This is a genomic window from Bacillus sp. RC251 (assembly GCF_044908765.1).
Classification (GTDB): Bacteria; Bacillota; Bacilli; order Bacillales; family Bacillaceae_G; genus Bacillus_A; species Bacillus_A wiedmannii.
This window is the reverse complement of the sequence record NZ_JBIYDP010000001.1, coordinates 1,183,939-1,197,185: the sequence shown is the minus strand read 5'-3', so window position 1 is coordinate 1,197,185 and position 13,247 is coordinate 1,183,939. Positions and strand designations below refer to the sequence as shown.

General features: G+C 33.5%; 16 protein-coding genes. 3 read left to right on the top strand and 13 right to left on the bottom strand.

Annotated features, from left to right (window positions below; all coding sequences use genetic code 11):
- Positions 1 to 14: 14 nt before the first annotated feature.
- The 6 genes from ABH961_RS06080 to ABH961_RS06055 all read right to left on the bottom strand — a co-directional run bounded on the left by ABH961_RS06080 (position 15) and on the right by ABH961_RS06055 (position 4,858).
- Positions 15 to 944, bottom strand: a complete 930-nt coding sequence (locus ABH961_RS06080) for an aminoglycoside phosphotransferase family protein (RefSeq protein ID WP_048541181.1) — start codon at positions 942 to 944, stop codon at positions 15 to 17.
- A gap of 11 nt (positions 945 to 955) precedes the next feature.
- Complete coding sequence (locus tag ABH961_RS06075; protein ID WP_048541179.1) at positions 956 to 1,342, bottom strand: VOC family protein; 387 nt, start codon at positions 1,340 to 1,342, stop codon at positions 956 to 958.
- A 1-nt stretch (position 1,343) separates the two neighbouring features.
- Positions 1,344 to 1,979 carry an HAD family hydrolase gene (locus ABH961_RS06070; RefSeq protein WP_141519951.1) on the bottom strand — a complete coding sequence of 212 codons (636 nt, stop codon included), beginning with the start codon at positions 1,977 to 1,979 and terminating at the stop codon, positions 1,344 to 1,346.
- Between the two features lie 105 nt (positions 1,980 to 2,084).
- A complete protein-coding gene (locus ABH961_RS06065) occupies positions 2,085 to 2,672 on the bottom strand; it encodes a YpjP family protein (RefSeq protein WP_001134418.1) in 588 nt (195 codons plus the stop codon).
- Positions 2,673 to 2,955: 283 nt separating this feature from the next.
- Complete coding sequence (locus ABH961_RS06060) at positions 2,956 to 4,155, bottom strand: ABC transporter permease (protein ID WP_098076353.1); 1,200 nt, start codon at positions 4,153 to 4,155, stop codon at positions 2,956 to 2,958.
- The gene (locus ABH961_RS06055) at positions 4,148 to 4,858 is read right to left on the bottom strand and encodes an ABC transporter ATP-binding protein (protein WP_048540876.1); all 711 of its coding nucleotides are present in this window, start codon (positions 4,856 to 4,858) and stop codon (positions 4,148 to 4,150) included. Before ABH961_RS06055 ends, ABH961_RS06060 begins: the two co-directional genes overlap by 8 nt.
- 153 nt (positions 4,859 to 5,011) lie before the next feature.
- Between ABH961_RS06055 and ABH961_RS06050 the strand changes: the two genes are divergently transcribed.
- Positions 5,012 to 5,443, top strand: a complete 432-nt coding sequence (locus ABH961_RS06050) for a GNAT family N-acetyltransferase (protein ID WP_048540878.1) — start codon at positions 5,012 to 5,014, stop codon at positions 5,441 to 5,443.
- Positions 5,444 to 5,472: 29 nt separating this feature from the next.
- Complete coding sequence (locus ABH961_RS06045) at positions 5,473 to 6,000, top strand: HAD-IIIA family hydrolase (RefSeq protein WP_098076355.1); 528 nt, start codon at positions 5,473 to 5,475, stop codon at positions 5,998 to 6,000.
- A 57-nt stretch (positions 6,001 to 6,057) separates the two neighbouring features.
- On the opposite strand, the gene ABH961_RS06040 is transcribed toward ABH961_RS06045, so the two are convergent.
- From ABH961_RS06040 to ABH961_RS06015, 6 genes are all read right to left on the bottom strand, one after another.
- Entirely contained in the window at positions 6,058 to 6,498 is a 441-nt protein-coding gene (locus tag ABH961_RS06040; protein ID WP_048540883.1) for a GNAT family N-acetyltransferase, read from the bottom strand.
- Positions 6,495 to 6,968, bottom strand: a complete 474-nt coding sequence (locus ABH961_RS06035; protein ID WP_098076357.1) for an SAM-dependent methyltransferase — start codon at positions 6,966 to 6,968, stop codon at positions 6,495 to 6,497. Before ABH961_RS06035 ends, ABH961_RS06040 begins: the two co-directional genes overlap by 4 nt.
- 87 nt (positions 6,969 to 7,055) lie before the next feature.
- The gene (locus tag ABH961_RS06030; RefSeq protein ID WP_000848584.1) at positions 7,056 to 7,754 is read right to left on the bottom strand and encodes an aspartate/glutamate racemase family protein; all 699 of its coding nucleotides are present in this window, start codon (positions 7,752 to 7,754) and stop codon (positions 7,056 to 7,058) included.
- 147 nt (positions 7,755 to 7,901) lie between these two features.
- Positions 7,902 to 9,104: an alcohol dehydrogenase EutG gene (gene eutG, locus ABH961_RS06025; protein WP_098076359.1), complete on the bottom strand. Its 1,203-nt coding sequence runs from the start codon at positions 9,102 to 9,104 to the stop codon at positions 7,902 to 7,904.
- A 52-nt stretch (positions 9,105 to 9,156) separates the two neighbouring features.
- The gene (locus ABH961_RS06020; protein WP_098068634.1) at positions 9,157 to 10,596 is read right to left on the bottom strand and encodes a GntP family permease; all 1,440 of its coding nucleotides are present in this window, start codon (positions 10,594 to 10,596) and stop codon (positions 9,157 to 9,159) included.
- A 205-nt stretch (positions 10,597 to 10,801) separates the two neighbouring features.
- On the bottom strand, positions 10,802 to 11,467 hold the full coding sequence (locus ABH961_RS06015; RefSeq protein ID WP_098076361.1) for an HAD family hydrolase: 666 nt from the start codon (positions 11,465 to 11,467) through the stop codon (positions 10,802 to 10,804).
- A 223-nt stretch (positions 11,468 to 11,690) separates the two neighbouring features.
- On the opposite strand from ABH961_RS06015, the gene ABH961_RS06010 reads away from it, so the two are divergent.
- Positions 11,691 to 12,266 carry a nucleotidyltransferase family protein gene (locus tag ABH961_RS06010; RefSeq protein ID WP_098076363.1) on the top strand — a complete coding sequence of 192 codons (576 nt, stop codon included), beginning with the start codon at positions 11,691 to 11,693 and terminating at the stop codon, positions 12,264 to 12,266.
- 38 nt (positions 12,267 to 12,304) lie between these two features.
- Here ABH961_RS06010 and ABH961_RS06005 read toward each other — a convergent pair whose 3' ends face one another.
- Positions 12,305 to 13,219, bottom strand: coding sequence for an alpha/beta fold hydrolase (locus ABH961_RS06005; RefSeq protein ID WP_098076365.1), 915 nt, complete (start codon positions 13,217 to 13,219; stop codon positions 12,305 to 12,307).
- Positions 13,220 to 13,247: the final 28 nt, after the last annotated feature.

Genomic DNA, 13,247 nt, shown 5'->3' with positions numbered 1-13,247 from the left:
CACACCTACCTTTTCTATTTCATATCAATCTTTTCTGGTTGAAACCAAATTGGCTTTAATAACTCAAAGTTTTTATGATCCTCTAAAACGATAGTAAGGCGTTCTAACGTATCATCTAACATATGTGGTGCTGCTCGTAATGACCAGACAACTGATGAGAAAACCGTCATGCCAACATATACCGCATATAAATTCCAGAACTCCTCTGGTATTTTCCCATTAAAGTAGCCTTCTATTTGTCCGATTGAATACGGAATACTAATGTCTCTTGCAAATAGTGCAATCTTTACGAAATCATGAAGTGGGTCGCCCCAGTCATAGCCATTAAAATCAACAACACCTACATATTTCCCATCTCGCACAATTATATTTTCTAAATGAAAATCATCGTGTTGAAATCGATTTGGGCGGTTCTTTAAATATTTTTCATTTTCATCTATAAACTTTATGATTTTATCATCATTTTTTATTTTTATTCCACATGTTTTATATGCCTCTACATATTTTTGGTGTTTTTTCATTGCTCTTTCATACCATGGAAGAATATCCTTAGAAGCTTCATATGTATGCATTTTTGCTAAATCTTTTCCTGCCTCTATACCAATTTCATATTGTTCTTTTGGTGAATACGTAGGCAATAGTTTCTTCGCATCTTCCCCTTCTATATATGAGAAAATACTATATACACCTTCTTCTTCCAATACACCTATTTCAATCGGCCTTTGTGCCTGTACGTTACGTTTTACCATTTCATTTAAAATTTGAAATTCTATTTTCCTTCTTTCATACTCTTGTATATCGCCAATCCGTAACAAATATTTTTCATTATCAATTGTCGTAACTATATATTTCTTATCAGGAGAGAAACCTTTAGAAATTTCTTCAATATTAACTGCATCTTTTACTATCTGTATATTGTTTTGCCATGCTGTAATTGTTTTCATGTATATTCCCCTTACATTTCTACATTTTGTGTATACGCTACTTCTATAATAAATCCATTCGGATCGTAAAAATCAATTGTATAATACCCTTCCGAATAATGATTCATTTCAATTGGACCACGTATTATCTTTATTTTCGTACTAGAAAGAAACTCTGCTACCTCATCAACTACTTCTCTATGAATAGCTTGGTAACAAATATGTCTAGGGCCTAACGTCCTTACGATTTCCTCATCTACTTCTTTAAAATATATTTCACTTTCTCCCGTACTATATGATACTTCATTTAGCTTTCTCCATCCAATTATGGAAAACAACATATCGTAAAAAGAAATAGATTCATCTAAACTCGCTACCCAAAATTCAATATGATGAATACCTGCTCGAAGTGTATTCATATTAAGAATACGCCCCTTGTACTATTTGCACAATTTCCATTGGTGTATTGACCATATAATCTGGTGCATCTTTTTTCACTGTTTCAATAACATCATACCCCCAAGATACCCAAATTACGTTCACCCCTGCCTTTTTACACGCTACTACGTCTCGCTGTTCGTCACCGACGTATAACATATCTTTCTCTGTTATTTTTTTCGATCTTAAAAATCTTTTTATCATTTTATCTTTACCGAACAAATTTTTAGAACAATATACCTCTTGTATATTTTCTATATCATTATTGTGTAAAAATGCCCGAATGTGCTCTTCTGAGTTAGAAGATATAACGGCAATTCCGTATCCTTTTTTATGTAGTTCATCTAATACATCCTTCATCCTATGAAACAAAATAAGATCTTTTATAGCAGGTTGATACAATTTATAAAACTCAAGTGCTAATATCGGTAGTTTATACAGTGGTACATCGAGTTGTTTACATCGCTCTGGCATCGTTAATTTACGTAAATACTCAATTTCTTCTTCCCTTACCGTTTTATATCCGTGCTTTTCAGCAAGTTGATTATAAATTGGTACAAATATATTTTGTGAATCTACTAATGTGCCATCAAAGTCAAAAACAATATACTTTTGCATTCCCATACTCCCTTTGCTTCTTTTTCTAAACCTATCTTATTCAACACCGTAGTTGTCTTACCCTTCTATATACATAAAAAAGAACAAGATTTTCTCTTGTTCTTTTTAAGAAAGCCACTTTGGCGGTATATTCGTATTCCAATAAATATTCCCTAATTCATGGTGTCCTGAGTACCCATCATCAAAACGGTGATAGTGGAAATTAAAATAATAACCATCTTGCGGTGGATGATCTCTTCTTACATGAAATCGCAATAAGTCATTTCCTGATTTCGTGTCATACACATGAAAAATCTTTTCATTATTTCCGCCAGCTGGTCTTTGAGAAATCGCTAATGATTGCAATGACTCCTCTGGCACATCACTTGCAAGCTCAGCAATTGCCTCTTCAATTTTCGGTAATATTACATCTTTAAACTCATCTTCAATTACTGGACCAATTTTAGTGCCAAACTTTTGCATCGACTGCTTCTCTGCTTCTTGCATTGCGTACGTAATAAAAGTATCAGTGGTTAACCTGTCATTCGTTTCTTCATATGTATAGGACGTACTCTCCAAATTTTGTTGCCCAGCTGTGCTCGTAGGCTTGTCCGCAGCTTTGGCATTATCAAGCAATATGGAAGGAGGCGTCACTAAACCAAATGTAAATACGGTAATTAATGCGACTAAGGTTTTTCTAAACCAATTTGGCATGTATGTTCCCTCCCCTTTCACTCATTATGTTTTATATAACGGTTGTTCCTTCTATTATACAAAATGATTGTAATTTTTGCACTTTACAATTTTGTTAACGTTCACATATTTTTCACTTGAATATGAAATTGTAAGATTTCATACAATATAAGTACAACAACAATGAGGAGGCAATCCGATGACTTTAGACGTCATGTATTCCGCCGCAAGCATACTCGTTTTAGTATATTTTCTTTATCAATGTGTGACAGATTAGAAAAAGAGCCGTTTAGCGGCTCTTTTTCTATGGTAAAAATACAATCCAACCAATCCATATTATAAAAATAACCCCGGCAATTACAGCTGGTAATAAATAAAAATGAGAAAGGATAACTATTCCATACAAAAGTAGTACTGGAAGTAATAAATAGCGATCTGCCTTCCATCTTAACAATAGTAATTTTCCTTCATCACAATATAAATGAAGAAACATTTTTTTCGTAAATTCATTCCAATAATCGCGCGCATAACGAGAAATTGCAACTAAAGTAAATGCAAGAATAATAGCTGCAATCCACCTCGGACTCATAATAATACTGACAGTGCTTATACATACAATTTGAATATAGAATATTCGTGCACTACTTGTACGGAAAAATTCTTTTAAAAAGGATTCAACAATACGAGATTCCTTTTTCTTCCCTAAAAACTTTTTAGAACGCGGAAACATCCACGGTTTTTTATTCGAACTACTCGGTTTAGCTGTATGACCACCAACTTGCATAATCCCACTTGTCCAGCGCATACTTTCTTCTTTCTCTTTCTCAACTTCTTTAAAAAAGCAATTTTTATAATTCAATTTTTCTTTTATCAATACGATAATTAGTAAAACTGCTAGACCGATACTTAGTATAGAATAAAATGGATTTTTATAAATAAGAAGCAGACTCACTCCAAAAAAGGTTAAACTTATAGAAAACATTACATTTTTTATAATCCATAGTAGCCATCGTTTCCCCACACGTACATGAATAAATCTCGTTAATAATGACAACAGAAATCGAAATACAGTAAAAAACAGCCAAAATAATACGACTTGTATTTTCGTCACTCCGATACTTTTCATCAACACTGGTAACATAGCAACTACTACTATTACATTCGTTATCGCTATTCGAATAAACGTATATGTCATGCCATACTGGATTAACTTTTGCATGTGAGCGGGATACGAAATTAAAAATAAACTATCCGCTTGCTCAAAAAATGAGCGAACTCCTCTTCCATATGTCATCACATAAAATGCGAGTAGACCTAATCCGAAATAAATAGTCTCTCCCATCGATAATTCTTCCGTCCATAGTGAACGATAATAAATCCCCATAAATATAAATGCTGGAATAAGAATATATAGCGCAACTGTCCAATCCGTTATAGAACGTATGGACTTCCATTTGCGGCCCAGTTCATGGCGCAATCTTTTATAAAATTGTTGTTTAATCATGTTGTTCACGCCTTACAATTCCATCAAAACAGTCTAATAATGAACTCCCTGGCATTTCTGCTAACGTTTGGATTGCTTCTAAATGTCCATCTGCAACTAATGTACCTTGTGAAATGAGTAAAAATCTCTCACAAATTCTTTCAGCTGTGTCTAATACGTGCGTACAAAGTAATATACCCGCGCCACGTTCTTTTTCTTTATATAAATAACTTAAAAATTCTTTCGTAGCTACTGGATCTAAACCGATAAAAGGTTCATCAATGATATAAAAATCTGGTTCAGTTAAAAATGCCAAAATGAGCATCGATTTTTGTTTCATACCTTTTGAAAACTTTGATAAATACTCATGCTTATGCTTATCCATTCGAAACATATGTAATAACTCGTCCGCTTTCCTTTCCCAGCTCCCTACTTCGTTTCCTCGAGCAGCCATTAATAATTCAATATGTTCCCAGAGCGTCAAATAATCATAATAAGTTGGATGTTCGGGCACGTATGCATACGGATTTTTCTTTTCACCAAATGATATTTCACCATTCACATTTACAAGTAACCCGAGCATCGTTTTAATCGTTGTACTTTTCCCGGCACCATTTGCGCCAATAAGAGCAACTAATTCGCCTTGCTCAATCGAAAAGGCAATATCATGAATTGTTTTTTCACCTATTTCATATCCAGCAGAACGGATATTTACTTCTAACATACATTCCCCTTCTTTCCATTTCCAATACAAACTAGGAAAAGAATAACATATAACTATCTATATATCATTATAAAATATTTATTTTCATAGCAGGAATAAATATTTTTTAACAGAATACTTAATGTTTGATTACATTTAATTGGAGTGGATAATATGTCTTTTCAAATTCGTGAAGCTACGATAGACGATATAGATGCACTTTGCTCTTTAACAACAGAACTAAAAGGTTCCTCTATTTCATATGAAGATATGAACAACCGATTACAATTCGTACAAATGAGTCCTTTTGATTTTCTATATGTTTATGAAGAAGAGGACACTATATTTGGATTACTTGGGTTTCGTATACGTGAAAATTTAGAAGATGTAACTCGGTACGGGGAAATTTCAATTATTAGCGTTGATTCTACAATACGACGGAAAGGCATTGGGCAAGTATTAATGGATTACGCAGAGCAATTAGCAAAGAAACATAATTGTATCGGCACATGGCTAGTCAGTGGAACAAAAAGATTAGAAGCACATCCTTTTTACAAAAAATTAGGATATGAAGTGAATGGATATCGATTTGTGAAACACTTTTAAACTACTTATAAATGGAAAGGACTATAACTATGACAAACATGGAAGCTATTTTTATTGATCGTGACGGTACAATTGGTGGTGACACTACAATACATTATCCAGGCTCTTTTACATTATTTTCTTTCACAAAAGCAGCTCTGCAAAAACTAAAAGCTCAAAATATAAAAATTTTCTCTTTCACAAATCAACCAGGTATCGCAGATGGGATAGCAACTGTAGCTGATTTTGCACAAGAATTAGAAGACTTCGGTTTTGATGATATATACGTATGTCCTCATAAACACGGTGATGGTTGTGAATGCCGTAAACCTGGTACAGGTATGCTGCTGCAAGCAGCTGAAAAACATGGGCTTGATTTAAAAAAATGCGCTGTAATTGGTGATCGCTGGACTGATATCGTTGCAGGCGCAACAGTACATGCGACAACGATATTAGTTCGAACAGGCGCTGGATATGATGCTTTACATACCTACCGAGACAAATGGGTACATATTGAACCAAACTACATTGCAGAAAACTTTGAAGATGCTACAAATTGGATTTTAAATCAACAATAATACAAATTAAAAGAGACGTTTTCACAATGAAAACGTCTCTTTTAATCTTATATTTTTTTAAAACGTTAATTCATAATGGAAATAACGATTATCTCTCAAATAACCATTTTCAGCATATAATCGCTGTGCTGATAAATTATCAATCTCCGTTTGTAATTTTACACCTTTTGCACCATTTTCTAATGCAAATTCTTTAGCAGCTTCTAGTAATTTTTTACCTGTTCCTGCTCCGCGCTTAGTGGCTTGTACAAATAAATCATTTAAAATCCATAATTCTTTCATCGAAATGGAAGAAAATGATGGATATAATTGTGTGAAACCAATATATTCGCCGTCTTCAACTGCCACAAAAATAACGGATTCTTTTCTCTCGATTCGACTTCGCAAAAATACTTTTGCTCCTTCTAAATCGGAATCTTGTCTATAAAACATACGATAGTTATTAAAAACTGATGCTAGTCCATCTAAATCTGCAATTGTTGCCTCATATATTCTCATTTTACTCCATTCCCCTTCCAATACTGTCTCATTATATCCGTTGCCCATTTAGGCTGTACAATTTCTTCTTTCGGCATAAACTCTTTCATTATCGGCTTTATATCCAATATAGGTGTGCCATCAATAGCATCTAACCCCTCAACAATAATTGATTTACCTTCTCTTTTGATCACTTTTACAATTGTTGCTCCTATGCGATTCGGACGATTTTTCCCGCGCTGTGCAAAAATGCCTACTTTAGGATAATCTTGATTATTTCTAGGATGTCTAGCAAAATATTGAATTTGTTCATCAGTTACTTTATGAAAATAAAAAACAACTTCAATATGAGAAAAATTTTCAATCCCTTGTATACTTTCTTCTGTATACATTTCAGTTAAAGTAATATAGGATCTTACTTCTCCCCACTCATCGTCTTTTATTTCCTTTCTTTCATTATGTACAAATGCGATTGGCTGAACTGAAAACATACGCATTCCCCCTTGAATGTAACCACTTACATTATAAAATATTTTCAGAATGTTTTCCACAAACGCGAACTAGGTTACATAATATAATTATACTCTATTTTGTAAAGCAAAATTAACTGCTTCAACTGCATGTATATGAGTTGTGTCGAATATCGGAACTGATACGTCTTCCTGCTTTATTAATAATCCTATTTCTGTACAACCTAATATGATTCCTTGTGCCCCCTCTTGTACTAGCTCTTCTATAACTCTTTTATAATACTCCCTAGATGGAGATGTTATCTTTCCTAAACATAATTCTGTATATATTACTTCGTTTACCTTATCTCTATCCTTTTTTGATGGAACCATTACTTTTATATGATTTTCCTCTATGCGTAATTTATAAAAGTCTTGCTCCATTGTATATTTAGTTCCAAGTAAACCAACCTTTTGAATATCTTTCTTTTTAATTTCTTTTGCAGTTGCATCAGCGATATGTAAGACTGGAATATGAATATTCTCCTTTATTTTCTCAATTACTTTATGCATTGTATTTGTGCAAATAATTATAAAATCGGCTCCTCCCTTTTGTAACGAATATGCTGCATTTCCTAATAATTCTCCTGCTCCATTCCAATCTCCGTTAGACTGGAATCGTTCAATCTCTTCAAAGTCCACACTATTAATCATACATTTTGCTGAATGTAACCCTCCTAATCTCTCTTTTATTTCTCCATTTATGATTCGATAATATTCAGAAGTTGATTCCCAACTCATACCACCAATTAAACCTATTGTTTTCATTACATAACACCTACCTTTGACTATTTTCTTTAGCTAATCATAACATTTTATTATGTATATTATACACAATAAAACAAGACTTTACGTTTATAATATAAAGTCTTGTTTTAACTATTTCCAAGGAAATTTTATAAGAATATTCTGAAATTATTTTTCTAATGTTTTTATAGAATCTTCATATTGATAATGGAAACACTCTCGATACAACTGTTTAATTTCATCATATGATGGCACACGTGGATTATTTGCTGGACTTCCACTTTCAATTGCATCTGATGCCATTTTAGAAATAGCCTTTTCAAATTCAACTTCACCAATTCCGTATTCTTTTAAGTTTGGAATTCGGAGATCAAAACAAAGTTTTTTTATTTCCCTCAGCGTGTAGTCTGCTACTTCTTCATCACAATAGGAATACAAATCTTTATTTAAACAACGTCCAATTTTCGCTAGTCTTTTTACTGCACTAACTTTTGTATATTGTAAAACTGTAGGTAATAGTATTGCATTCGATATACCATGTGGTACATGAAATAACGCCCCTACTGGCCTGGACATTCCATGAACTAGCGTAACAGATGCATTTGAAAATGCGATTCCAGCTTGTAAGGACGCAATCATCATCGCTTCTCTTGCCTCCATATTCTCTCCATCTTCATATGCAATACGTAAATATTTCATAATACTTTCAATTGCGGAAAGTGCAAGTACATCGGTAAGTGATTGTGAAACTTTAGAAATATATGCTTCGACTGCATGACATAATGCATCTATCCCTGTTGCTGCTGTAATATGCGGTGGTACCGAACGTGTTAGAATTGGGTCAATAATCGCTACTTGCGGGGTGAAATTTGGATGCTTCATCATCATTTTTACATCTGTTCGTTTATTCGTAATTACTGCTACACTTGTTACTTCCGATCCAGTACCAGAAGTTGTTGGGATTGCAATTAGTGGTAGCGGATCGTTGTCTATTTCCATATCTTTTTGGACATAATCTTCCACTTCTCCACCATTTGTATATAACACCGCAACTGCTTTCGCTGCATCAATACAACTTCCACCACCAATACCGATAATAAAATCACACTTTCCTTCTTTACAAAGTGTTAACGCTTCTAACACGTGTATATTTGTAGGCTCAGCATTTACTTTATTATATGTACTAACAGTAATACCTTTCCTATTTAATTGTTGTATACACCTCTCAACATATCCTAAATCCTCCATAATTGTATCCGTAACTATAAACGCTCTTTTCCCCAACTTCTTAGATTGTTCCCCCAGCTTTTCAAGCGAATTTCTTCCATATAATACAGACTTCGGCATACGGAACTCAGCAACTTCTTGCAAGTACTCCACCCCTTCTTACCCTAATTAATGTTTTAGTTTATAAAATATCGGCTTAATAAATTCCTGTTACAGTATAGAATGCAATAACTAAAAACACAGCAACCGTTTTCAAAACTGTAATAGCAAAAATATCTTTATATGACTGTTTATGTGTTAAACCTGTCACTGTAAGAATAGTAATAATAGCCCCGTTATGCGGTAATGTATCCATTCCTCCTGATGCCATTGACACAATACGATGCATCACTTCTAATGGAATATCAAATTGATTGGCCGCTGCAATAAACTTATCTCCCATCGCACTTAAAACAATTCCCATTCCTCCTGATGCAGAGCCTGTAATTCCAGCTAAAATATTCGTCGTTACTGCTCCATTCACTAGAGGATTTGTGAATGTGGCAGAAATGCCATCTCTCATAATTGCGAATCCTGGAAGTGCTGCGATGACACCACCGAATCCAAACTCAGCTCCTGTATTCATCGTTGCAAGTAACGCTCCACCAATACTTGTATTCAATCCAGCTTGAAATCCTGTTACTACTCGTTTCCAATATAATAATAACGTTGTTACAATACCTATAATAAGTGCTAATTCTACTGACCAGATTCCAACTACTGCACTTAATTCTACTTTTCCAAATGCTTTCATACCAATTTCAGAAAAATCAAAACCATCCGGATACCACTTCGGTATCATAATAGTAAACACCTTATTCATTACACCTACTAAAATAAGTGGTATAAAAGCAATCACTTGCTGAATTCTTGTAATTTCAATACTTTTAAGTAACGGCATATCTTTTTGTTCTACTTGCAAAGAAGCTGCCGTTTCAGTATCCCCATCGTTAAAACCAAAATACCCTTCTCCTGCTGACTTCGCCTTCTTACGTCTACTCTCTAAGTATAGTAAACCTAACGTAAGTACAAAAATTGCCCCTACAATACCAAGTATCGGCGCAGCATAAATGTCCGTTTTAAAAAATGTTGTAGGTATTACGTTTTGAATTTGTGGTGATCCAGGTAGCGCATCCATTGTAAACGTGACTGCTCCAAGTACAATCGTTCCAGGGATTAAACGCTTCGGGATATTCGCTTGTCGAAACAGCTTAGCTGCGAACGGATATACAGCAAACACTACTACGTACACACTAACACCACTATACGTTAAGATCGCACCCATTAATACAATCGCTAAAATCGTACGTTTTTCACCAACTAACTCTATAATTGTCTTTGCAATCGAGTCTGCAATTCCTGACATTTCAACTACTTTCCCAAATATTGCCCCAAGTAAAAATACCGGAAAATATAGTTTAATAAAACCTACCATTTTCTCCATAAAGATATTCGAAAAGAAAGGTAATACAAAACTAGGCTCTGTCAAAAATACCGCAAATAATGCAAATATCGGTGCAAATAAAATAACAGAAAACCCTCTATATGCTACAAACATTAGTAAACTAAGTGCTAATAATATAATAACTAGCTCCAATTATACCCCTCCTTTAGACTGAAAATTCTAACTTTTATAGATAAACTTCTACTAATCTTTTGATTCTGACACCCCTCCTCTTATTCATACAAATTTTTCATGCTAAAAATGTCTAATTATACATATTCGATTACATATGAAAAATCCCTTTAAACAAATACGATTTGATCATCATACGTTATAAAGGGATTTTTAGTCTCTATATTTACTTCTTTATCAACCTATTTTCTAAACAAAAATGATAGAGTTCTTTTACATCATTTACTATATGAGTCGCACCAACTTCAGTCAATTCTGTTTTACTACCATAACCGTATAAAACACCAATTGAAGCAATCTCATTATGATTCGCACCGATTATATCGTGCTTTCTATCTCCAATCATAACAATGTCTTCTTTACTAAATTCTTCATTTGTTTGTAAAATATGAGCAATGATCTCTTCTTTCGTTATTCTTGTACCATCTAAATTACTTCCAATGATACCTTCAAAATAATCCGTTAATTGAAAATGATCTAGTACTTGTTTTGCAAATACAGTAGGTTTTGAAGTTGCTATTAATAAACGATTGCCCGAACTTTTTAATTGTTGTAAAAGATCCGGAATACCTTCATATACATTGTTTTCAAACAATCCACTCTGCTTTAAATACTCACGAAAATAAAAAACCGCTCGTTCAACTTCTCCTTCCCCCATATTATATCTCTCTATGAATGATTGCTGAATCGGCGGTCCAATAAATGAATCTAACTCTCTTTTATGTAATTCTTCAATTCCAACCTTTTTTAATGCATACAGTACTGAATTAATAATTCCTTCTTTCGGATCAGTCAATGTTCCATCTAGATCAAATAGAAATGTTGTATACAAATTTAATCCCCCGCTCCTTTTTACTTTCCATATTATATGGAAGACTTTTTCATGCCCATCTTTTACTACACTATCATTATTTATCTTTTCGAAAAATTATTTCTTCTATGTCATATACTTTCAGTTACAAAGTGTAATACATATGATAAAGTAAAAAAGTTACAATTATTTTAATAGAATCGGATGAATTAGTCCTCTATAACAATAGTAGGTGGGATAACAAATGACTATACAAACAGAGCAAGATATAATTCGCTTAATAGAAAACGACGAATGGATGATGAACGTATTACAATTAGCAAAATCACTAGAGCTACCAGATTGGTGGATTTGCGCCGGATTTGTTCGCTCTAAAATTTGGGATACTTTACATAACTATGAAGCTAAAACAACTATGCCTGATGTTGATGTGATTTATTATGATAGTCTACATAAAGATGAGATATACGAACAATCATTAGAAACGAAATTAAAGAATATTGATGCTACGATCCCTTGGTCGGTAAAAAATCAAGCTCGTATGCATGTAGTGAATAATATGCCACCGTATTCTTCTTCTGTTGATGCTATTTCTAAATTTCCTGAAACAGCAACCGCTTTAGGAGTTGCACTTGATGAATTAAACAACGTCATATTAACGGCTCCATGCGGTATTGAAGATGTTCTTTCCTTACAAGTGAGACCAACAGATCATTTTCTTGAAACAAAAGAGCGATTACATATGTACAACACTAGAGTTAATAAAAAGAAATGGCAAAACATATGGCCTAACATTGCAATCACTTATCCTAAAATCTAAAAAAGGAGCTTCTCATTATACGAAGCTCCCTTTCTATTTTATTTCAAAAACTGAATGACTATTTCCGCAAATCGATCTGCTTCTTCATAATGCGGTGTATGACCACTCTCTTCGAATACAATACAATCCCCATTTTGAGCATCTTTATTAAATATTTCAATTTGTTTTTCACACGTTACTGCATCGTATTTTCCTACAATTAATAACATTGGATTTTGTATATCTTTTATTTTTTGTAATAATGAAGTATGAACTGCTCCTTCTATTTTTAATCTATCAAAATGAATTTTGGAGCGATTTGAAAATACTTCCCACTCTTCATCACTATGCAAACTCTCGTCTGTCACATCTTCCTTATAATTGTAAATCTCCATTCTATTTTCTTCTAATTCATTGCTTAGTCTTATATAAGCTTCTAGCAACTCTTCTGAAGTAGCATTGCTAGATGAATAAGCGATAGACTCTTCTGCTACTTCTTCTTTTCCATACTTTTTTAATAAATGCCCTGTCTTTTGTAACAAAGCTCTACTTGTTAATGCGAAATCGAAAGTTGGTCCTTCAAATATTATTTTCTCTATTGAGCTTGGATATATCGATGCATATAACAATGCTACATATCCACCGAAAGAATGTCCAATTATAGACCACTTCTCAATTTGTAATACTTTTTTTAGTTCCTCACAATCTTCAATTAAATCTTTTAATCCAAAAGCTTCGTCCTCAGTAATTTCTTCTGAGCGACAAACACCTCTTTGATCTATCATTATTACATATAAAGAATCTTTTAAACGTTCCGCTTGATGAAATGAAAAATCATAGCAACTTTCTCCTGGTCCACCATGCAAGTATAGGACTGGTTTATTTTTAGGATTTCCATGCGTTTCAACGTATAGTTTTTTCCCCCTAATATTCATATATTTTCCTACTTCTATCAAATTCGCTTTTATGACCATCACCTTCTTTTTTTACTGAATATTATAA